Raw genomic sequence first — 21533 nt, 5'->3', positions numbered from 1 at the left:
GCCTTTGCAATGCCGATCCGGGTCCGGCTCAACGTGATGCTCGCCGAGCGCAATGTGAAATCGAAGGAGCTCGCCGAATATGTCGGAATCACCGAGGCCAATCTGTCCTTGCTCAAGCAGGGCAAGGTGAAGGGCGTCAGGTTCGATACGCTGGAACGGATCTGCACCTATCTGAAGTGCCAGCCCGGCGACTTGCTGCGCCACGAAGAGGACGATGCGTCAGCCTGACGCGGCCATCCGTTACCCAAGCATTAACTTTCGCGCGCTACGCAAGAGCAAGTTTGGGAGTGCCGCGTATGGACATGATGAGCATGGTGTCGAGCATCTTGTCGATGCAGCAGGGCAATTTGCAGGGTCAGATCGCGACTCGCGTGACCAAGCAGAACCTCGACGCGGAAAAGTTCGCGGTTCAGACCCTGCTCGGTACGCCGTCGACTGCCAATCTCGGTCCCGGCGTCGGTGGCAACCTCGACGCCGTCGCCTGATCAGAACCCCGCCGCGGCCGGGGCTAGCGCCGCCTTCACCAGCTTGATCGCATCGTCGCTCGCCCATTCGGCGGGACCGGCGATATTGGCAATTTCGCAGCCCTTGCCGTCGACCAGCACCGAAGTCGGCATACCCAGCGCCTTGCCTATGTTCTTAAGGTCCTGAAAGACCTTGGCTTTCTGATCGCTGAAATAGCCGAGATTGGTCAGATTGGCTTCCTTCAGGAAGTTCTTCGGCTTGTCCGGATCGCGGGTGTCGATGTTGATCGCGACCACCTCGAAATCCTTGCCGCCGAGCTTGGTCTGCAGGCTGTCGAGGGCCGGCATTTCCTTGCGGCAGGGCACGCACCAGGTCGCCCACAAATTGACCAGCACGGTCTTGCCGCGCCAATCCGACAGTTTCTTCGGCTGGCCGTTGGCGTCCTCGAAGGTCAGGTCGGGAAGCCGCAAGGGGGTGGTCGCCATGGTCAGCGCGGCGACCTCGCCATGGGCGAGCGGGGCGATCTTCTTCGCCAGATTCACCGCGCTGTTGCAGGCGACGTCGCCGCCGGCGGGATGCCTGAGGCCGGAGACCCCGACATAGCCGATCACGGCCCCGGCCAGCACGGCGCCGATCACCAGCGGGATGCGCCATTTGGCAGTCGGCTTGGCGGTCGGTTCGGATGGGGTCGTCTCGGGCATATCGTTTGTCATCCTGGGTCAGATATGGCTATGCAGTGGCTAGGAATACGATCGGAACCGCCACGCTGTTTCGCCGCTCCGGCGATGAAACCGCAAGGCCTGAAATACGAATTCGTGAGCGAGATGTCATGAGCAACAAGATGTGGGGCGGCCGGTTCTCGGAGCGCCCCGACGCCATCATGGAGGAAATCAACGTCTCCATCGACGTCGACCGTCACCTTTATGCCCAGGACATTGCAGCGTCCAAGGCCCACGCCGCGATGCTCGCCGCGCAGGGCATCATCACCTCAGCTGATGCGAAAAATATCGGCAAAGGTCTAGACACGATTTTGTCAGAAATCGGCAAGGGCGATTTCGATTTCAAGCGTGCGCTCGAGGACATCCATATGAATGTCGAGTCGCGGCTGTCCGAATTGATCGGGCCCGCTGCGGGCCGGCTGCACACCGCGCGCTCGCGCAACGACCAGGTCGCGACCGATTTCCGGCTCTATGTCCGCGACACCATCGACGAGACAAATGCCGCGCTCGCCGCGTTCCAGCAGGCGCTGGTCACCCGCGCGCTGGAGCATGCCGGAACCGTGATGCCGGGCTTTACCCATCTGCAGACCGCGCAGCCCGTGACCTTCGGTCATCATCTCTTGGCCTATGTCGAGATGGCCGGCCGCGACCGCGGCCGCTTTATCGACGCGCGCAAGCGGCTGAACGAATCGCCGCTCGGCGCCGCCGCGCTCGCCGGCACCTCGTTTCCGATCGACCGCACTGCTACCGCCAGGGCGCTCGGCTTCGACCGGCCGATGGCCAATTCGCTCGACGCGGTGTCCGATCGCGATTTCGTGCTGGAAACGCTGTCGGCGGCCTCGATCTGCGCGGTGCACATGTCACGCTTTGCCGAGGAAATTGTGATCTGGACCTCGCCCTTGGTCGGTCTCGTCAAGCTCAGTGACAAGTTCACCACCGGCTCGTCGATCATGCCGCAGAAGCGCAACCCGGACGCGGCCGAGCTCGTGCGCGCCAAGACCGGCCGCGTGATCGGTGCGCTGACCGCGCTCCTGATCGTGATGAAGGGCCTGCCGCTCGCCTATCAAAAGGACATGCAGGAGGACAAGCAGGGCGCGATGGAGGCGTTCGAGGCGCTGTCGCTCGCGATCCGCGCCATGACCGGCATGGTCGAGGACCTGGTGCCGGACGAAGCCAAGATGAAGGCCGCGGCCGGCGAGGGCTATGCCACCGCGACCGACCTGGCCGACTGGCTGGTGCGCACCCTGAAGATGCCGTTCCGCGACGCCCACCACGTGACCGGGCGCATCGTCGGCCTGGCCTCGGCCCAAGGCGTGGCGCTGCACGAGCTGCCGCTCAAGGCCATGCAGGAGGTCGAGCCGAAGATTACGGCGGAGGCGCTGAGGGTGCTCAGCGTCGAATCCTCGGTCAAGAGCCGGACCTCGTTTGGCGGCACGGCGCCGAAGAATGTGATGGCGCAGGCCAAAGCCTGGGCCAAGCGGCTGGAAAAAGAGCGAAAATTGGGCTGATCCGGAAAATTTGGTCGTGATTTCTCAGGCCTCCGCCTCTCGCCAGAGCACGTCAATGTTTGTATGGTGCCGCCCGAATTGGGGAATTCGTCGTGATTAGCAAGAACCGCCTGACCCCCTCGGGATGGGCCATCATTGTGCTGAGCGCTGCAACGCTTGCGCTCGGCGGCTGCGGCCGCAAGGGACCGCTCGACCTGCCGCCGACCGCGAACGGCGCGCCGGCCACAGCACCGGGCGACACCGAGAGCGAGCGGGCGGCACAGCCCAGCGTGTTCAATCCGACCTATGGCTCGGATGCCGCGCCGGCCGCGTCGAAAGGCAATAAACGGTCTTTCGTCCTCGATCCGCTGCTCGGCAACTAGTATCTGGAGCATGATCCGGAAAAGTGGAAACCGGTTTTCCCTCGCGACAAACGCGGAACGCGTTTGCGCGGAGATCATGCTCGAACAATCAAGCCTGTCATGAACCATTTCGACTATCGCAACGGCGTGCTGCATGCCGAGGCGGTCAATCTCATCGAGCTGGCGGAGGCCGTCGGCACGCCGTTCTATTGCTATTCGACCGCGACGCTGGAGCGCCACTACCGCGTCTTCACCGAGGCCTTTGCCGGCGAGAAGGCGCTGGTCTGCTACGCGATGAAGGCCAACTCCAACCAGTCGGTGCTGCGCACGCTGGCCAAGCTCGGCGCCGGCGCCGACGTGGTGTCCGGCGGTGAGTTGAAGCGGGCACTCGCGGCCGGCATCCCGCCGTCGAAGATCCTGTTCTCCGGCGTCGGCAAGACCGAAGGCGAACTGCGCGCCGCGCTCGCCGCCGACATCCTCTGCATCAATATCGAGTCCGAGCCGGAGCTCGAGATGCTGTCGCGCCTTGCGGTCGAGATGAAGACGACCGCGCGCATCTCGGTGCGGGTCAATCCCGACGTCGATGCCGGCACCCACGCCAAGATATCGACCGGCAAGTCGGAGAACAAGTTCGGCATTCCGATCGCGCGCGCCCGCGAGGTCTATGCCCGCGCGGCGAAGCTGCCGGGCATCCAGGTCACCGGCACCGACGTGCATATCGGCAGCCAGATCACCGATCTCGGTCCGCTGGAGGCAGCGTTCCGGCTGCTCGCCGAATTCGTGCAGACGCTGCGCGCCGATGGCCATAACATCTCGCATATCGATTTCGGCGGCGGCCTCGGCATTCCCTACTACATGGATCGCGCCGCGCCGCCGGCGCCGGCCGCCTATGCCGCGATGGTCAAGCGCGTCACGCATAATCTCGGCTGCACGCTGATGTTCGAGCCCGGCCGCCTGATCGTCGGCAATGCCGGCATCCTCGTCAGCCGCGTGATCCATGTGAAGCCGGGCGATGCCAAGAACTTCGTGATCATCGATGCCGCGATGAACGACCTGATCCGGCCGACGCTGTATGAAGCGCATCACGATATCCTGCCGGTGCGCCAGCCCGCGCCGGGTACGCCGACCATGGTCGCCGACGTGGTCGGCCCGGTCTGCGAGACCGGCGACTATCTCGCGCTCGACCGTTCGCTGCCGCAGCCGAAGGCCGGCGATCTGCTGGCCGTCATGACCGCCGGCGCCTATGGCGCGGTGCAGGCCGGCACCTACAACACGCGGCCCTTGGTGCCGGAAGTGCTGGTCAAGGACGACCAGTACGCCGTGGTCCGCCCGCGCATCGACGTCGACGCGCTGATCGCGATGGACAAGCCCGCGCCGTGGCTGTGAGCCACCGATAGCCCCTCATGCTCGGTGTCGTCCCTGCGAAAGCAGGGGCCCATAACCACCGCTTGTTGTTGTTGCAGTTGGCTGGGGCCCCAGCCCCTCAAACCACAAGCGCCTGTGGTTATTGGTCCCGGGTCGCGCTTCGCTTGCTCGGGACGACAGCATTTATTTCGGCGACAGCGTCTACTTCGCGGCGTGACTGCCGCCCTTGCTACCACCCACGATCACGCCCGCGGCCTTCTCGATCGGCTTGATCGCCGCGGTGAAATCCGAGTCCGGTCCCTCCTCGCGGATGATGACTTCCCAGAGCCGGCCGACCGCTTCGGCAACTTCCATCGACAGCCCGAGCGAGCGCATCTCCTCGACCGCGAGCCGCACGTCCTTGACCATCAGGCCGGTGGCGAAACCGAAGTCGAAGCTGCGCGGCAGCACCGAACGCGGAAACTTGTCGCGGCTCGCGGTGTTCAGCCCCGAGCCCGCGTTGATGACGTCGATCATCACGGCCGGATCGAGCCCGGACTTCACGCCCATCACCACCGCTTCCGAAGTCGCGACCATCGCCGTCGCCGACAGGAAGTTGTTGGCGAGTTTCATGGTCTGGCCGGAGCCCGGCTTGGTGCCGATGAAGAACACCTTGCCGATGACGCCGAGCACGCCTTTCACCAGCTCGAAATCGGCGCGCGGGCCCGACACCATCACCGCCAGCGTGCCCTTCTCGGCGCCGGAGACGCCGCCGGAGACCGGGCTGTCGATCTGCACGATGTTCTTCTTGGCCAGCAGGTCGTGGATCTTCACCGCCATCTGCGAGCCGACGGTGGAGAGATCGATGAAGCGCTTGACGCGCTTGCCCTCGATCACGCCGCCAGCGCCGGTCGCAACCTCGAGCGAGGCCTGCAGCGAGGGCAGGCTCGCCATCACGGTCTCGACGCGGTCGGCGATATCTTGGGGCGATGTCGCAGCCGCGGCGCCGAGCGCAACAAGCCTGTCGCGTGCGTCCTTGCTTGTGTCGAACGCGGTGAGCTTGTGGCCAGCCTCGATCAGCCGGCGCGCCATCGGGAAGCCCATCTTCCCGAGGCCGATGAATCCGATTTCCATAGGTTGTTTCCTCTACGTCGTTATGTGCCGAGCCGCGCGCCCCACATTCGAGGTCGTCCCTGCTTTCGCCGGGACGACCATGCGAAGGCAGCAGCGCCTCACGCCTTGTTGTCGAGCTCGGCAAACACTTCGCGCGCGATGCGGAAGCTGTCGACGCCGGCGGGAATGCCGGCATAGATCGAGACCTGCATGAAGATCTCGCGGATCTCGTCGCGCGACACGCCGTTGGTCAGCGCGCCCTTGATGTGCGCCTTCAGCTCGTGCGGCCGGTTCAGGATCGAGATCATGGCGAGGTTGAGCATGCTGCGCGTCTTGCGCGGCAATTCCTCGCGGCCCCAGACCGCGCCCCAGCAATATTCCGTGACGAGTTCCTGGAACGGCTTGTTGAAGCTGTCCGAATTCTTCAGCGCATTGTTGACATAGGCCTCGCCGAGCACCGCCTTGCGGATCTCGAGCCCCTTGTCGTGCGTCTTTTGGTCCATGTCGTTTCCTCATGCGTAAGGCGTTGGTTCGGCCGGGACGTTACGGGGTCGAACCGCCGCAGTCACGCCTTCGTGTTATGCGTATTTCCCGGTGTGGGTTACGTCCCGGAACGGGTGCCTCAAAGCCGCCGCTGTGCTAGGGTGACCTGCCGGCTACCCCGGAGATGTTATTGAGCGGAGCCAACATCGACCCGTCTGAGAACCCGTCACGCGCCGCCCGCGACAGCGATGCGGACGCGCGGCTGAAGCTGACGCAACTGAAGCTGACCGAGGCTCTGCAGCGGGCGAAATTCGCGATTGCGTGGGAACGGGCGTGGCCGCATCTGGCGCGGTTCCTGACGGTCGCCGGTCTGTTCCTGGTCGCGTCCTGGGCCGGGCTGTGGCTGCTGCTGCCGTTTGCCGCACGCGTGGCCGGCGCCGCCCTGTTCGGCATTGCCGCGCTCGCGGCGCTGGCGCCGCTGCTGCGCTTCCGCTGGCCGAGCCGCGAGGAGGGCCTGAGCCGGCTCGACCGCGGTGCCGGCGTCCGCCATCGCCCCGCGACCACGCTCTCCGACACGCTCACCAACAAGGATCCGTTCGCGCTGGCGCTGTGGCAGGCGCAGCGCGAGCGCACACTGGCCTCGATCAAGCGCATCCGCGCCGGCCTGCCGCGGCCGCACCTCTCGCTGCACGACCCCTGGGCGCTGCGCGCGCTGGTCATCGTGATGCTGGTCGCGACCTATGTCGCCGCCGGAGACGAGCGCGGCCTGCGGGTCGCCTCCGCGTTCGACTGGAACGGCATCATGGCGCCGGCCAATGTCCGGGTCGACGCCTGGGTGACGCCGCCGAACTACACCGGCAAGCCGCCGATCATCCTGTCCAACGCCAACAAGGACGCCAACGCGGCGGACTCCACTCCGCTCGCGGTTCCGGCCGGCAGCACGCTCTTGGTGCGCTCCAGCGGCGGCACCATCGACGTCGTGGTCGGTGGCGGCGTCGCCGAGGTCGCGCCGCAGGGGCAGGCGCCCAAGGGCACCAATGAGCGGCATTTCAAGATCACCGGCGACGGCACCGCGCATGTCCGCGCCCCGGCCGGCCAGCCGCAGTGGAAGTTCACCGCGACGCCGGACCGCCCGCCGTCGATTGCGCTCGCCAAGGATCCGGAGCGGCAGGCGCGCGGCGCCTTGCAGATGTCGTACAGGCTCGAGGACGATTACGGCGTCACCGAAGCGCGCGCGCAGTTCGCGGCGCGGCCGACCGATGCGCCGAAGGACGCTGACGGCAAGAAGGATGCCGACGGCAAGGCGGCACAGCCGCGTCCGCTGTTCGAGCCGCCGCAATTCGCACTGGTGCTGCCGAATGCGCGCACTCGAAACGGCGTCGGTCAGACCGTCAAGGACCTCAGCGAGGACCCTTATGCCGGCGCCGACGTGACGCTGACGCTGACGGCGAAGGATGAGGCCGGCAATGAGGGCAAGAGCGAGCCGTTCAATATGCGGCTGCCCGAGCGGCTGTTCACCAAGCCCCTGGCGCGCGCGCTGATCGAGCAGCGCCGCATCCTCGCGCTCGATGCCAACCAGAACGGCCAGGTCTATGCCGCGCTCGACGCGCTGATGATCGCGCCGGAAATGTTCATGCCGGAAACCGGCTATTATCTCGGCCTCCACACCGTGAGCCGCCAGCTCGAGGCGGCGCGCACCGACGACCAGCTGCGCGAGGTCGTCGCCAGCCTGTGGGCGCTCGCCGTCACCATCGAGGACGGCAACATCAGTGACGTCGACAAGGCGCTGCGCGCGGCGCAGGACGCGCTCAAGCAGGCATTGGAGCGCGGCGCGAGCGACGAGGAGATCAAGAAGCTCACCGACAATCTGCGCGCGGCGCTGGACAATTTCCTGCGCCAGATGGTCGAGCAATTCCGCAACAATCCGCAGCAGCTCGCGCGCCCGCTCGATCCCAATGCCAAGGTGCTGAGCCAGCAGGATCTCAAGAACATGCTCGATCGCATGGAGCGGCTGTCGCGCTCCGGCGACAAGGATGCGGCGCGGCAGTTGCTGGAACAGATGCAGCAGATGCTGGAAAACCTGCAGATGGCGCAGCCCAACCAGGGCGACGACGACATGCAGCAGTCGCTCAACGAGCTCGGCGACATGATCCGCAAGCAACAGCAGTTGCGCGACAAGACCTTCAAGCAGGGCCAGGATTCCCGCCGCGACCGCATGCGCGGCAAGCAGGGCGACCAGTCGATGGGCGACCTGCAGCAGGATCAGCAGGCGCTGCGCGACCGGCTGAAGAAGCTGCAGGAAGAGCTCGCCAAGCGCGGCATGGGTCCGGAGCAGCGCGGCCAGAAGGGCCAGAAGGGGCAAGGCCAGAAGGGCGATCAGGCGCAGCAGGGCGACCAGGGCGGCGATCAGGGTGATGACGACGGCGACGGGCTCGACCAGGCGGACTCCGCGATGGGCGATGCCTCCGGGCGGCTCGGCGAGGGCAATGCCGACGGTGCGGTCGATTCGCAGGGCCGCGCGCTGGATGCGCTGCGCAAGGGCGCCCAGAGCCTCGCCGATGCGATGCAGCAGGGCGATGGCGACCAGCCCGGCGACGGCCCCGGCAACCGCGCCGGCCGCCAGCAGAGCGGCGGCAACCAGACCGATCCGCTCGGCCGTCCGCTGCACGGCCGCGAATTCGGCGACGACTACACCGTGAAGATCCCCGGCGAGATCGACGTCCAGCGCGTCCGCCGCATCCTCGAAGAGCTGCGCCGCCGCCTCGCCGATCCGTCACGGCCGCAGATCGAGCTCGACTACATCGAGCGGCTGCTGAAGGATTATTGAGGTCCGCGCAGCGGTCACAATTGTCGTCATCCGCGAGGCGGATGACCCGGTACCCCAGAGGCATCACGGGATAAATCCAAAAGCCGCAGCGTGCTGGATGCGTCCACGCGGGCATGACGAGGATGTGTGCGACGGCGACCAGCACGGTCGTGAAGCGGCAGATGTACGTCGGCTTCTTAAGCTAGGCAGAGGCCTCTTCGTCGATCATAGCACTGCCGGTCCGACTCTTAAGCGGCATCGGTCGCGTGCTTGGGTTTTGAAGTTGTGCACGAGCCCCGCAGCAACTGCTGACGCTGAGCCAGATGTGCCGAGGCGTGGTTCGCCGGAACGACTATTGCGATGCGGGAAAATCCACCTGCCGTGCTTTTCACTAAAAGGTGATTGAATAACTCGTCAAAACCTGTTTACTTGGTTCCCTATTGCATAATCGCGGGCCGCGCTCACGCCAATCGATTCGCAGACCGCGGTGAATTTTGACGAAAGTGTTTTCTTGGTTTGCTTGCCCTCGCGGGATTTGCCGCGGATAGGAGGAGCATGCAGCAACAGCAGCAGTGCATCATGCAATTATCGGAGCTGCTTTTCTCAAGCGGCGCTTCGAGCAACGTCAGCCGGCTGAACGAGGGTTAGCAACAGCTCTCACGCGGCCGCGTTTCGCTTTGGTCAAGTCTTCTGATTGCCAACACTGACGGCTCCCCGCGGCGGCGCACGCCCGGAGAGCGACGCGGCGTGCGGAATCGCGCGGCGCAATAGCTGAATCTTTCTCAAATTTTCCGAGGAGCACGCTATGTCACTCACCATCACCGGCAAAGTCATTGAGGACGAGAATCTAGGAATCGGCACGCTCGCGATCGATAGCAACGATGCAACCGATCCCGACAACAACGTCACGCTCTCCGGTTCGCCCACTTCTTTCAACAGCAATTTTTCGACCACGGATGGGGGCATCGGACAACGGCTCAACGCCCTGAACATCTATCCCACCTTGACGAACACGATCGGGATCGCCGAGAACGCGATCGTCACTAGCACCGACATGAATTTGATCTTCAGCAACAGCACCGGTGGGACGCTAAGTGCCGTCCCGACTAACTTCGATGCCCTCGATGGCAACGAGATCTTCCTCTATTCCGATTCGAGCAATCCCGACATCGTGCTTGGCCTCGAGGGGACTGGCACGACTGCGAACCCCAGCGGCAAAGTCGCCTTCGCGCTGCTTCTGCAGCCGACGACCGGCGGCGCGACGATCTGGGTCGTGCAGTACGAGGCGCTCTTCAACACGAATCCGGCCGCAGGCGAGGACGCCAACACCCTCGATCTCTCCAATCTGGTCTACGTCAGCGGCTCGTCCACCTCCACTTCGTCGTTCAGCATCGGCACCAAGCAGCCCGGACAGAACTACTGGTTGCCGTTCGCCAACAGCACCGGCACCCAGACTGTCCTCGTGACCGGGCTCGACGCGAGCACGTCCAATCCCGACACCGTCAATACCAGTTCGGTCGGCGACGGCAGCGACAGTCAGGCGATCACCCCCGGCCAGGCGCTGCGCTTCGATTTCGTCTCGAGCTTCACGGGCGGCTCGACCAAGGACAAGACCTTCCTCACCGACGGTTCGCTGAATACCCTCGTCTATACCGAAGGAACGGGAGCGACCTTCGACATCAGCCAGGTGACCCCCACGCACAGCCTGGTCAACGTGAAGATTATCGCCCAGAACGAGTCCAGCACCACGTTCGGCGCCACGCAGACCAACATTTCCACAAACACGGTCGCGCTCGGAGACATCAAGGTCTGGACCGGCGGTATTGGCGGGACCCTGCTCGCCGACTCTGCGCGGACGACCGGTAACAACGGCATCACCTTCGGCGGCAGCACAAGCGCTCCCGACGGCACCGTCAATGGCCTTACAGCGGGAGAAACCATCCAGTTCACCTCCCTGAGCAGCGCGCAGTTTGACCAGTTCGTGGTCAAGAACATCAACCCTCCGGGCAATACACCGGGATTCGATATTCTCAACGTCACGGAAACACAGACGCAGACGAACACCGACCACACGGAAGTCGGCTCGCACATCATCTTCGAGGACAGCGTGCCGACCGCGAGCGGCAAGACCGTGACGGGGACCGTCGACGAAGACCAGTTGTCGACCAATCTCCTTCCAGACAAGGACGGCAGCGCGACGGCCAACGGCTCGGTGTCGACCCTGTTCAATCCGGGTGTCGACACGCCGCTCTCCTATAAGCTGTCGAGCGATTTCTCCAGCCTGACCAGCCAAAACCTCGTCTCCGGCGGAACGGCGCTCGCCTACAGCGTCTCGATCGACGGTGGCACGCTGACCGCGACCGCGGGCTCGGGCGGCGCGACAGTGTTCACGCTGACATTGGATACAAGCGGAAACTGGACATTCACGCTCTCGGCGCCAGTCGATCAAGCGTCCGGCGCGAACGACGCGAGCCAGACCTCGATCGACTTCGGCGCGCTAGTTCTGGCGACCGACGCCGACGGCAATTTCGCTGCCGGCGATACCGCCACTGCCGGTGCCGGAGCGCTGACGGTGACGGTTATCGACGACGTGCCGGCGAACTTCAACCCGGAGGCGATCGTAAGCGCGGATAACGTGCAAGATGCTGCCGGCTCGACCTTCACCGGGAACCTGGTCAACACGGATGCGGCCGATGGAACCATCGATCCCAATTCGACACTCACCTTCGAGCACCACAGCGGTGCTGATGGCTTTGGCGCCGCATTCTTCACCGGCACGAACGGCTCGAAGCTCACGGGCAAGCTCGACGGAGGCTCGTCCCAGACCCTGCAAGCGAACGGGAGCGACATCTACCTGTTCGGGTTCGGCACGGGTACGCTGACGGCGACCACCGACCCGAACGGAACCAACGCGGCGGACGACGTGTTCACGATCACGCTCGATCCGGCGAACGGCCAATATAGCTTCCATATGCTCCAGCCGATCGGCAACGGCTCGAGTTTCACGTTCAGCGACTTCGCCGACGTACCGGCCGGCGACTACGCGTGGTTCTCACTGCCCTTCAATCCGACGACGAAGGAGCCCGTCAGCCCGGGCAAGTCGGTGGTCTTCACCGGGCTGAGCCCCGGCGTCGACACCGTCAACCCCAGCAACATCGGCGTCGGCACCGACAAGCAGGCGGTGGCCCCGGGTAAAGCCATCCGCATCGACTTCGTCGACAACGTCCACTCGATCACCAGCACGACCGACCTGAAGTCGCTCAGTACCCTTGGCTATCTTGATCACTACGAGGTCAACAACAGCGGCTTCACGCTCTCGCAGGTCAATCCGAATGGAAAGGCCGTCGACATCCGTCTCGACGCCTACGAGATGCCGGAAGCGACGTCGCTCTCCCCCGGCGGGGCGTTCCCGGCCGACTCGAGCGGCACGCATGAGGCGATCACCGAGGTCAAGATCGTGACCGAGGACGCTAGCGGCAATATCACTGGCACGCTTGCGGACTTCACGGCAGACGGGACGAAGACGTTCACCGGTGGCGGCGTCAGCCAAACCGTGACAGCGGACTTCGCACCAACAGGCGACAGTAATGGCGTGGACCTGCAAGGCCTTAAATTGGCCCCCGGAGAGTTCGTTCTGGTGAGCACGGCGACCGGGTTCGATCGCTTGCTGGCGACCAATATCGGCAGTGTCTACAGCAACAAGAACTCGTTCGACATGGGCGCGGTGTCGGTCTCGACCTTCAACGTCGGTCAACCCGTCAGCATGTCCTTCAACCTGGCGCTGCAGGATTTTGATGCGTCCAATAGCGCAATGGGAGGGACCGGCAATCTCACGGAAGTGGGGACAGGCACGCTCAACATCAACCTGACCGCGCCGACGCACGCGTGATGGCATCCGGACGAGCGCAATACGTCAGCAATCCCGGGGCGGGCGAGGAGCCCGGCCCGGGCCTGGCGCGGGACTGAACCGTGCGGAGCGCGAGATGAGCGACGTCACGGCGCAAATCGCGGAATCCGTCGTGGTCGGGCCGGCGCCGGCCGAGCCGCCCACGATCGAGCCGTCGTCCACGCCGTTCACGCCGATGGACTCCGGGCTCGCCGGGCTCGCCGTGGTCGCGGGGTACTACCGGATCGCAGCCGACCCGGCGCAATTGCGCCATCAACTCGCGCTGACCGGAAGGTTTGCAGGGGCGAACGACATCATCCGCGGCGCCAATCAACTGGAACTGCGCTCGCGCGTCCTGCGCGGCGTCACCGCCAAACGCCTTGCGAGCATACCCTATCCCGCGCTGATCGGTCTCAAGGACGGCACCTTCAGCGTGCTGGCGGCCTCACCTACAACGGGATTCGCGCGGCTGCTCGATCCGATCGCCCGCATTGCGCGGGAGCTGCCGATCGATGAGATCGTGGCGCTGTCATCGGGTGAGGTGGTGCTGATCACGCGCCGCCTGGGCGGGGCCGGAACAAGCCCGACGACATTCGGATTCCGCTGGTTTCTGCCGTCGATCCTGCGCTACCGGCGGCCCCTTGCCCAGGTCGCGGTCGCATCGCTTTTCGTGCAGCTGTTCGCACTCGTCACGCCGATTTTTTTCCAGCTCGTCGTCGACAAGGTGCTGGTGCACAAGGGCCTCTCAACGCTGACCGTCCTGATCGTCGGCATGTTGACGCTCGGACTGTTCGAATCGGTCCTGCAATTCCTGCGCGCCTATACACTGAGTCACACCACCAACCGGATCGACGTGGAGCTCGGCCGGCGTCTGTTCCACCACCTCTTTCGCCTGCCGCTGGCCTATTTCGAGACGCGAGCGGCCGGCCAGACCGTCGCGCGCGTGCGCGAGCTCGAGACGATCCGCAGCTTCCTGACCGGACAAGGACTGACTTCGCTGCTCGATCTCGTCTTTACCCTCGTCTTCTTCGTGGTGATGTTCATCTACTCGACCAGGCTGACGCTGGTCGTGCTCGGCACGATCCCCGTCTATCTTCTGATCGCGGTGCTGATCCGCCCGGTTCTGCGCGAACAGATCAACGAGAAGTTCAACCGTGGCGCGCGATCGCAGCAGTTTCTCGTCGAGTCGATCGTCGGGGCGCCGACGTTGAAGGCGGCGAGCGTCGAGCCGATGATGCAAGCACAGTGGGAGGAGCGGCTGGCGTCTTATGTCCGCACCTCGTTCGACGCCGGCGTCACCGGCACGCTCGGCCAGAATCTCGTGCAGTATGTGAGCAAAGCAACGACGGCGCTCATTCTGCTGTTCGGCGCGCAGGCGGTGATCGAGGGTGCAATGACCGTCGGCGAGCTGATCGCGTTCAACATGATCGCCTCCCAGGTCGTGGCACCGATTCTGCGTCTCGCGCAGCTCTGGCAGGACTTCCAGCAGGTCCAGGTTTCGGTGGCGCGGCTCGGCGACATCCTGAATACGCCGCCGGAACCCACGCCGCAGAACCTGTTGACCCTGCCGCCGCCGAGGGGCGCGATCGAACTGCGCGGCGTGTCGTTGCGCTACCGGGCAGATGCGGCCGAAGCGCTGCGCAACGTCACCCTGTCGATCGCCTCCGGCGAAGTCATCGGGTTCGTCGGGGCGTCGGGCTCGGGCAAGTCGACCCTCGTCAAGCTGGTGCAGAGGCTTTACGCGCCGCAGGCAGGCCAGGTGATGCTTGACGGGGTCGACATCGCGCAGCTCGATCCAGGCTGGCTTCGCCGCCAGATCGGCGTGGTGCTGCAGGAGAACATCCTGTTCAACCGGTCGATCCACGAGAACATCGCGCTCGGCGATCCCGCCGCACCCCGGGCATGGGTGATCCAGGCGGCGAGGCTCGCCGGCGCCGACGAGTTCATCGCGCAGATGCCGCAGGGCTATGACACGGTCATCGAGGAGCGCGGCGCCAATCTCTCCGGCGGCCAGCGCCAGCGCATCGCCATCGCCCGCGCGCTCGCCACCAATCCGCGCATCCTCATTCTCGACGAGGCGACCTCGTCGCTGGATTACGAAAGCGAGCGCATCATCCAGGAGAACATGCGTGCGATCGTGCGCGGCCGCACGGTGCTGATCATCGCCCATCGGCTGGCGGCGGTGCGCCCGTGCACGCGCATTGTCGGAATGGACAAGGGGGAGATCGTCGAGATCGGAACTCACGAGGAACTGCTGGCGCGTCCGGGCGGTCTCTACGCACGGCTCTGGGCGTTGCAGTCGGACCAGGCGAGGGCGCGGGCATGAACCAAAGAGCTGCGCCGCCCGCGCCGGCGCCCCGTCAGCCGGTTCCTTCGCCCGCCGCGATCGTCAGCGGCCGTGACCGCGAATTTCTGCCGGCCGCGATCGAGATCCTGGAGACTCCGGCGCCGCCCCTGCCCGTCGTGACGATGCTGACGATCTGCCTGTTCTTCGCGGTCGCACTTGCCTGGTCGTTCTACGGGCGACTCGACGTGCATGCGGTGGCGCCCGGCAAAATCGACACGGCCGGACGCGCCAAAGTGATCCAGCCGCTCGACCCCGGCAAGATCGCCGCCCTCCACGTCGAGAATGGCCAGCGCGTCAGGGCGGGCGAATTGCTGCTCGAACTCGATCCCGCGGAAGCGGCCGCGGAGGAAAATGCCCAGCGCGATGCGCTCGATGCCAATCTCGCCGAAATCGCCCGCCGGCGTTTCGCCACCGCGGTTGTGCGCGCCGTGCTCGACGGTCCGGCGAAATCAAGGGAAGCGGGCGCGCGGGAAGCCGTTATCGCGGAACTCGAGCAAGCCGCCGCGGACCCGGCGCCGCGCATCGTCTGGGGCGCCGACCTCCCCGAGGCGATCCGCTTGCGCGAGACCGCGGTGTTGACGGCCGACGTCAACCACCTCATCGGCGCCTTGCAAAGCATCGACAAGCAGATGGCCCAGAAGGAGGCGACGCGCCAGCGCCTGGACATGAGGATCGCCTATCAGGACAAACTGATCCAGACGCTGACCGACCTCCTCGGCGTGCGCCAGGCCTCGTTCGATCTCAAGGTCGGGACCAAGATCAATCTGTACGACGCCAGGGGGGAGCTGGAGAAGTCGCAATCGTCGCGAGCCTCCGACCAGGGCGAGCTGATCGAAACCGAGGCTGCGCTGATCGAGCTCGCGAGCGAGAAGATCAAGACGCTGTCGCAATTCGCCGCTGACAATGGAAACAAGCAGGCGGACGCCGAGCGCAAGGCGGATGGAGCCAAACAGGCGCAGGTCAAGGCGTCGGTGCGTCTGGCGCGTACCAGGCTCCATTCGCCGGTGGACGGCGTCGCGCAGCAGATGGCAGTGACCACCGTCGGTCAAGTCGTCACCACCGGGCAGCAGCTGCTGGTCGTGGCGCCGGCCGAAGGAGCGCTGCAAATCGAGGCGCTGGTCGCCAATCTCGACATCGGCTTCATCAAGCCCGGTCAGACTGCGGCGATCAAGGTCGATGCCTTCCCCTTCACCCGTTTCGGCGTTCTGCACGGAACGGTCATGCGCATCGCGTCCGAGGCGGTCGAGGAACAGGAGGCCAAGCGCGGTCTCGCCAACGCGCCCGCCACCGCCAATACGTCCGGCGCCCAGCCTGCCAGCCAGGCCGGACAGTCCCCGAGCTTCGTCTTTCCGGTTACCATCGCGCTCGAAGATCAGGCGATCAATGTCGACGGCACGATGATCGGTCTGACTCCGGGCATGACCGTGACCGTGGAAATCAAGACCGACAGCCGCCGCGTAATCGACTACCTGCTCTCGCCGCTTGCCAAGGTTGCATCCGAGGCGTTGAAGGAGCGATAGCAGTCGCGTGCCGCGTTTGCTCGACCGACGCACCGGACGTTCGGCGTTCGAGGATCGGGCCTTCCCGCAGCCCATCGGGACTTCATGACTACCCGCCCTAGCTCGCCTTCCGCGCCGCCAGCGCATCCGCGACCGCAGTGCGGATATCGGCCACCGAGAACGGCTTGGTGACCACGTCGTGCACGATCGCCTCGAGGCCTGAGGCGCGTTCGCGCTGATGGGCGAAGCCGGTCATCAGCAGGATCTTCAGATCGGGGAAATCGCGGGCCGCGGTCAGCGCCAGCGCGATGCCATCCATGATGGGCATCTGGATGTCGGTCAGCAGCAGGTCGAACGCGCCTTCATCGCGCGTCAGCATCTCCAGCGCCTCGGCGCCGTCCTGCGCGGTCACGGTCTCGTGGCCGTCCATGGCGATGGCGCGCGCGACCAGCGAGCGCATCGAGTCTTCGTCGTCGGCGATCAGAACACGCGTCATGGTGATGGTCGGTTTCCGAAAGTGGTGGCCGCTAGCCTCAGGCGCGGCCGCCGGTGAGATCATGCTTGTTGAAGAAGCGTACGTCGATATTGCGGCCTTCGGGCGGCGGCGAGGCGAGGCGCGACTTGAAGAAGGCGCGCTCGCCGGGATTGAGCACCGGCTGCTCCAGCACCGCGTTCCAGGCATAGATTTCGGCGCCCTGCGCGTCGCGCACCGAGAAGCGCAGCCGCGGCAATTCGACCGGCTTCCGGGTCTGGCCGACGATCATGCCTTCGATCACCAGCACCGGCTTGCCGTCCACGGTCTCGTTGGTGATCTTGAGGTCCTTGAAGGCGAGGCCGCGCAAATTCACGTCGAGCCCGACCATCTTGTAGAACAGCGCGGTCTGCGGCAGCAGCCGCACCACGTCGTTGCGCCAGACGAACAGCGCAATGATCAGCGCGCCCATCGCGGCGCAGGTGGTCGGCAGGGCGCCGATCATGGGCATGAAGGGAATGCGGGGCAGCGAGGGCAGGCGGAACAGGCGGGGAAGCCGCGGCAGGCGGAAGCGGCGCTTTCCGGCGTCCTGGGTGCCGGCATGGGCGGCGGCATCCGCCTCGGCCACCGCCGGCCATTCCGTGGCGGCGTCCCCGTCGGCGGGTAAATCGGCCGAAATCGAGGGGCTGTCGACCATCGGGGTCGTGTCAGCCTCCTCGCGGCCCATCGCCTCCCATTCGGCGGCGAGATTGGAGCCGGCGGCCTCGTAGGCCAAACCGGGTGCGGTCGCCCCGATCGCGTCCTCCGGTCGGGCCAGCCAGACCTCGCGGCAGCGGGAACAACGGACCGTGCGTCCGGCCTCGCCCAGGGTGGCCGGATTGATGGCGTAAGATGTTGTACAATGCGGGCAAACGATATGCATATGGAGCCGAATCTCCACCGTGTGGTATGCCCGGATGCTACCGAGCGACCGTTAACGAATCGGAAACCATAACCGACGCACAAGCTTTCTGTGCGGTTCGCGGCCGCTCGGCGGATGTTCGGGCCGCGAAAGCGTTTTCGAGCGAAGTGGGTACCGGTTCGCGTGAAGAAAACGCGTCCAAACAAGAATCCAGAGCCCCGTTCCGATTTCATCGGAACCGAAAAGGCTCTGGAGTTGGGTATTGGGCCACAGGCCCTCTCGAACGGAGCTAGCGCATTGGTTCGGTTCGAAAATGTCGGTCTGCGCTACGGGCTCGGCCCGGAGATTTTGCGCGACCTCTCCTTCATGATCCCGGCGCATTCGTTCCAGTTCCTCACCGGGCCGTCGGGCGCGGGCAAGACCTCGCTGCTGCGGCTGTTGTTCCTGTCGCTGCGGCCGACCCGCGGGCTGGTCAATTTGTTCGGCAAGGACGTCTCCCTGCTGAGCAAGGACCAGGTCGCCGACCTGCGCAAGCGGATCGGCATCGTGCTGCAGGATTTTCGCCTGCTCGACCATATGACGACCTATGAGAACGTCGCGCTGCCGTTCCGCGTGATGGGCCGCGAGGAATCGACCTATCGCCGCGAGGTGATCGACCTCTTGAAATGGGTCGGCCTCGGCGAGCGCATGGATGCGCTGCCGCCGATCCTGTCGGGCGGCGAGAAGCAGCGCGCGGCGATCGCGCGCGCGGTGATCTCGCGGCCGCAATTGCTGCTGGCGGACGAGCCGACCGGCAGCGTCGACCCGACCCTCGGGCGCCGCCTGTTGCGGCTGTTCATCGAGCTCAACAAATCGGGTACCGCCGTTATCATCGCGACCCACGACATCACATTGATGGATCAATACGAGGCGCGGCGGCTGGTGCTGCATCAGGGACGGCTGCACATCTATGAGTAGGAGCGGCGACGAGAAAGTGTCGTTGGTCGATCTCGGGCGCGAGCGCCCGCAGGTCCCGGCCACCGCGCGCAACATGTCGCCGATCGTGCCGCGCGCCTCGATCTCGGGCCGCGCGCTGGTCGCGGTGGTCGCGATCATGACCTTCCTCGCCTCGCTGACGACGGGCACCGTGCTCCTGGTCAGCGCATCCGCGGCCGAATGGCAGTCGGAGGTGTCAAGCGAGATCACCATCCAGGTGCGCCCCGCGCCGGGCCGCGACCTCGATCGCGACGCGCAGGCCGCCGTGGAGGCGATGCGGTCGCGGTCCGGCATTCTCGAGGTGCGTCCGTTCAGCAAGGAGGAATCCGCCAAGCTGCTGGAGCCGTGGCTCGGCAGCGGGCTTTCGATCGACGAACTGCCGGTGCCGCGCGTGATCGTGGCGCGGGTGCAGCCCGGCACCACGCTCGATCTCGCCGCGTTGCGCGCGCGGGTGACGCAGGTGGCGCCGACCGCAAGTGTCGACGATCATCGCGCCTGGATCGAGCGCATGCGCTCGATGACCGGCGCCACGGTGTTTGCCGGCGTCGGCATCCTGATCCTCGTGATCATCGCCACCATCATCTCGGTGTCGTTCGCGACCCGCGGCGCGATGGCCGCCAACCGTCCGATCGTCGAGGTGCTGCATTTCGTCGGCGCCGGCGACAGCTTCATCGCCAACCGCTTCCTGCGGCATTTCCTCCGGCTCGGTCTCGAGGGCGGGCTGATCGGCGGCGGCGCGGCCATGCTGGCGTTCGGCTTCTCCGAGTCGATCGCCAACTGGTTCTCCGGCACGCCGGTGGGCGACCAGTTCGCGGCGCTGCTCGGCACGTTCTCGCTGCGTCCGTCGGGCTACCTCGTCCTGGCGTTGCAGGCGGTGCTGATCGCGGCGATCACCGCTTGGGCGTCGCGGCGCACCCTGTTTGCCACGCTCGACGACATCGACTGACGGCCCGCGGCGTCGCAATCATGGGGCCGGTTTCGTGATCGCGGGTCGTCGCCAGAGTGTGATTTCGCGCGCATCCGCACGGCCCTGGCCGGGCAAAACCGGTTTCCACTTTTCCGGATCATGCTCTAAAATCCCCGGGGGGAAGGATATCAGCATCACATGAGTTTGCAGCCCGACGATACGTCGCCGAAAGGCCATGCCGCGCAGCCGCGCGGCTGGCTGCGCGTCGTCATCGTCGTGCCGCTGGCGCTCGCCTTCGTTGCCGCCGCGGTCGGCTTCATCGGCTTCCTGTCGCAATTGCGCGGCGTCGAGACCGATCCGCCGCACAATGCCGACGGCATCGTGGTGCTGACCGGCGGCTCGTCGCGGGTGTCCGACGCCATGGAGCTGTTGGCGGCGGGCTACGGCAAGCGCCTGCTGATTTCCGGCGTGCATCCGACCAATGACGCCAACGACATTTCGCGCTCGGTTCCGGACAGCCAGGGGCTGATGCGGTGCTGCGTCGATCTCGACCGTTCGGCGGTGAACACCCGCAGCAATGCGGCGGAGACGCGGCGCTGGGCGCACGAGCGCGGCTTCAAGTCGCTGATCGTGGTGACCTCGAACTACCACATGCCGCGCGCGATCGTGGAACTGTCACACGCGATGCCGGATATCACGCTGATCCCGTTCGCGGTCGTCGGCGACAAATGGCGCGACGAGCCGTGGTGGACGAGTGGCGGAACGTTTCGTCTCTTGCTATCGGAATACGCCAAATATGTCGCCGCGGAGATGCGGGTGCGGCTGGCCGACATCGGCCTCGACCTGACCTCCGATCTCGCCGAGCCGGCAGCCGTGCCACGCCGCCCGGCGACGGCGCAGGCGAATAGGGACTAGGCATGATCCGGAAAGGTGCGGAGCGATTTTCCTTCGCGACAGACGCGGAACGCGTTTGCGTGGAGATCATGCTCAAACAAGGACTGAAATGATTTTCCTGCGCTCGCTGATCTTCAACGTGCTGTTCTACCTGGTGCTGGTGCTGCTCTGCATCGTCGCGCTGCCGGCGCTGCTGCTGCCGCGCGGCGCGATGATGGCGATCGAGGCCGCGTGGGCCAACGCCAGCCTGTTCCTGATGCGCGTGATCTGCAACATCAGGATCGAGTTCCGCGGCGTCGAGAAGATTCCAAGCGGGCCGCTCATCGTCGCCTCCAAGCACCAGTCGTTCTGGGAGACGTTTGCGCTGGTGCGCTTCTTCGAGCATCCGCTGTTCATCCTCAAGCGCGAGCTGATGATGATCCCGGTGTTCGGCTTGTACCTGAAGAAGGTCGGCATGATCTCGGTCGAGCGCGGCGGCGGCCCGCGCTCGCTAGTCAAGACGCTGAAGCGTGCGGCGGCCGAAGTGAAGCTCGGCCGGCAACTCGTGATCTTCCCGGAAGGCACCCGCACCGCGCCCGGCGCTGCGCCGAACTACAAGGCCGGCGTCGCGCAGATCTATGCCGAGAGCGGCGTGCCGTGCCTGCCGGTCGCGCTCAATTCCGGGCTGTTCTGGCCGCGCCGCACCTTCATGCGCTATCCCGGAACGCTGGTGGTCGAATTCCTCGATCCATTGCCGCCGGGCCTGCCGCGCGACGAGTTCATGACCCGCCTGCGCGATCAGATCGAAACCGCCACCACCCGCATCGTCGAAGCCGGCCGCGCCGAGCAGGCGCAGTTGTTCGGCGGGGTGCCGGGTGCCGCGAAGGGGTAGGC

At 65.3% G+C, this 21533-nt stretch carries 18 protein-coding genes; 13 read left to right on the top strand and 5 right to left on the bottom strand.

Annotated elements, in window-relative coordinates:
- Nucleotides 1–9: 9 nt before the first annotated feature.
- A complete protein-coding gene (locus tag AC066Y_RS01015) occupies nucleotides 10–228 on the top strand; it encodes a helix-turn-helix domain-containing protein (RefSeq protein ID WP_137478883.1) in 219 nt (72 codons plus the stop codon).
- Between the two features lie 68 nt (nucleotides 229–296).
- Nucleotides 297–485, top strand: coding sequence for a putative motility protein (locus tag AC066Y_RS01010; protein WP_478272271.1), 189 nt, complete (start codon nucleotides 297–299; stop codon nucleotides 483–485).
- On the opposite strand, the gene tlpA is transcribed toward AC066Y_RS01010, so the two are convergent.
- Nucleotides 486–1166, bottom strand: coding sequence for a thiol:disulfide interchange protein TlpA (tlpA, locus tag AC066Y_RS01005; RefSeq protein WP_478272270.1), 681 nt, complete (start codon nucleotides 1164–1166; stop codon nucleotides 486–488).
- Nucleotides 1167–1294: 128 nt separating this feature from the next.
- Here tlpA and argH point away from each other — a divergent pair, with 128 nt between their 5' ends.
- The 3 genes from argH (at nucleotide 1295) to lysA (ending at nucleotide 4419) form a co-directional block, all read left to right on the top strand.
- On the top strand, nucleotides 1295–2692 hold the full coding sequence (gene argH, locus AC066Y_RS01000; RefSeq protein WP_478272269.1) for an argininosuccinate lyase: 1398 nt from the start codon (nucleotides 1295–1297) through the stop codon (nucleotides 2690–2692).
- A gap of 92 nt (nucleotides 2693–2784) precedes the next feature.
- Nucleotides 2785–3054, top strand: coding sequence for an LPS translocon maturation chaperone LptM (gene lptM, locus AC066Y_RS00995; RefSeq protein WP_092123274.1), 270 nt, complete (start codon nucleotides 2785–2787; stop codon nucleotides 3052–3054).
- Between the two features lie 99 nt (nucleotides 3055–3153).
- Complete coding sequence (gene lysA, locus AC066Y_RS00990; protein WP_478272268.1) at nucleotides 3154–4419, top strand: diaminopimelate decarboxylase; 1266 nt, start codon at nucleotides 3154–3156, stop codon at nucleotides 4417–4419.
- A gap of 180 nt (nucleotides 4420–4599) precedes the next feature.
- Here the strand turns inward: lysA and AC066Y_RS00985 are convergent, their stop codons facing one another.
- Both AC066Y_RS00985 and AC066Y_RS00980 read right to left on the bottom strand, forming a co-directional pair.
- Nucleotides 4600–5511 carry an NAD(P)-dependent oxidoreductase gene (locus AC066Y_RS00985; RefSeq protein ID WP_478272267.1) on the bottom strand — a complete coding sequence of 304 codons (912 nt, stop codon included), beginning with the start codon at nucleotides 5509–5511 and terminating at the stop codon, nucleotides 4600–4602.
- Between the two features lie 98 nt (nucleotides 5512–5609).
- Entirely contained in the window at nucleotides 5610–5993 is a 384-nt protein-coding gene (locus AC066Y_RS00980; protein ID WP_018268955.1) for a carboxymuconolactone decarboxylase family protein, read from the bottom strand.
- Nucleotides 5994–6163: 170 nt separating this feature from the next.
- On the opposite strand from AC066Y_RS00980, the gene AC066Y_RS00975 reads away from it, so the two are divergent.
- The 4 genes from AC066Y_RS00975 (at nucleotide 6164) to AC066Y_RS00960 (ending at nucleotide 16532) form a co-directional block, all read left to right on the top strand.
- Nucleotides 6164–8800 carry a TIGR02302 family protein gene (locus AC066Y_RS00975; protein ID WP_478272266.1) on the top strand — a complete coding sequence of 879 codons (2637 nt, stop codon included), beginning with the start codon at nucleotides 6164–6166 and terminating at the stop codon, nucleotides 8798–8800.
- Between the two features lie 784 nt (nucleotides 8801–9584).
- Complete coding sequence (locus AC066Y_RS00970) at nucleotides 9585–12668, top strand: hypothetical protein (RefSeq protein WP_478272265.1); 3084 nt, start codon at nucleotides 9585–9587, stop codon at nucleotides 12666–12668.
- A gap of 193 nt (nucleotides 12669–12861) precedes the next feature.
- Nucleotides 12862–14991: a type I secretion system permease/ATPase gene (locus tag AC066Y_RS00965; protein ID WP_478272562.1), complete on the top strand. Its 2130-nt coding sequence runs from the start codon at nucleotides 12862–12864 to the stop codon at nucleotides 14989–14991.
- A complete protein-coding gene (locus tag AC066Y_RS00960) occupies nucleotides 14988–16532 on the top strand; it encodes an HlyD family type I secretion periplasmic adaptor subunit (RefSeq protein ID WP_478272264.1) in 1545 nt (514 codons plus the stop codon). The genes AC066Y_RS00965 and AC066Y_RS00960 overlap by 4 nt, the downstream gene beginning before the upstream one ends.
- Before the next feature lie 97 nt (nucleotides 16533–16629).
- Here AC066Y_RS00960 and AC066Y_RS00955 read toward each other — a convergent pair whose 3' ends face one another.
- Nucleotides 16630–17007: a response regulator gene (locus AC066Y_RS00955; protein ID WP_478272263.1), complete on the bottom strand. Its 378-nt coding sequence runs from the start codon at nucleotides 17005–17007 to the stop codon at nucleotides 16630–16632.
- A gap of 37 nt (nucleotides 17008–17044) precedes the next feature.
- Nucleotides 17045–17905, bottom strand: coding sequence for an MJ0042-type zinc finger domain-containing protein (locus AC066Y_RS00950; protein WP_478272262.1), 861 nt, complete (start codon nucleotides 17903–17905; stop codon nucleotides 17045–17047).
- A gap of 276 nt (nucleotides 17906–18181) precedes the next feature.
- Between AC066Y_RS00950 and ftsE the strand changes: the two genes are divergently transcribed.
- The 4 genes from ftsE (at nucleotide 18182) to AC066Y_RS00930 (ending at nucleotide 21531) form a co-directional block, all read left to right on the top strand.
- Nucleotides 18182–18841: a cell division ATP-binding protein FtsE gene (gene ftsE, locus AC066Y_RS00945; protein ID WP_021079468.1), complete on the top strand. Its 660-nt coding sequence runs from the start codon at nucleotides 18182–18184 to the stop codon at nucleotides 18839–18841.
- On the top strand, nucleotides 18834–19805 hold the full coding sequence (locus AC066Y_RS00940) for a cell division protein FtsX (protein WP_478272261.1): 972 nt from the start codon (nucleotides 18834–18836) through the stop codon (nucleotides 19803–19805). Before ftsE ends, AC066Y_RS00940 begins: the two co-directional genes overlap by 8 nt.
- 159 nt (nucleotides 19806–19964) lie before the next feature.
- Nucleotides 19965–20681, top strand: a complete 717-nt coding sequence (locus AC066Y_RS00935; RefSeq protein WP_092123286.1) for a YdcF family protein — start codon at nucleotides 19965–19967, stop codon at nucleotides 20679–20681.
- 88 nt (nucleotides 20682–20769) lie between these two features.
- The gene (locus AC066Y_RS00930; RefSeq protein WP_478272260.1) at nucleotides 20770–21531 is read left to right on the top strand and encodes a lysophospholipid acyltransferase family protein; all 762 of its coding nucleotides are present in this window, start codon (nucleotides 20770–20772) and stop codon (nucleotides 21529–21531) included.
- The last annotated feature ends 2 nt before the right edge of the window (nucleotides 21532–21533 follow it).

It is taken from the genome of Bradyrhizobium sp. USDA3010, assembly GCF_056429065.1.
This window is presented reverse-complemented; position numbering and strand designations above follow the sequence as displayed.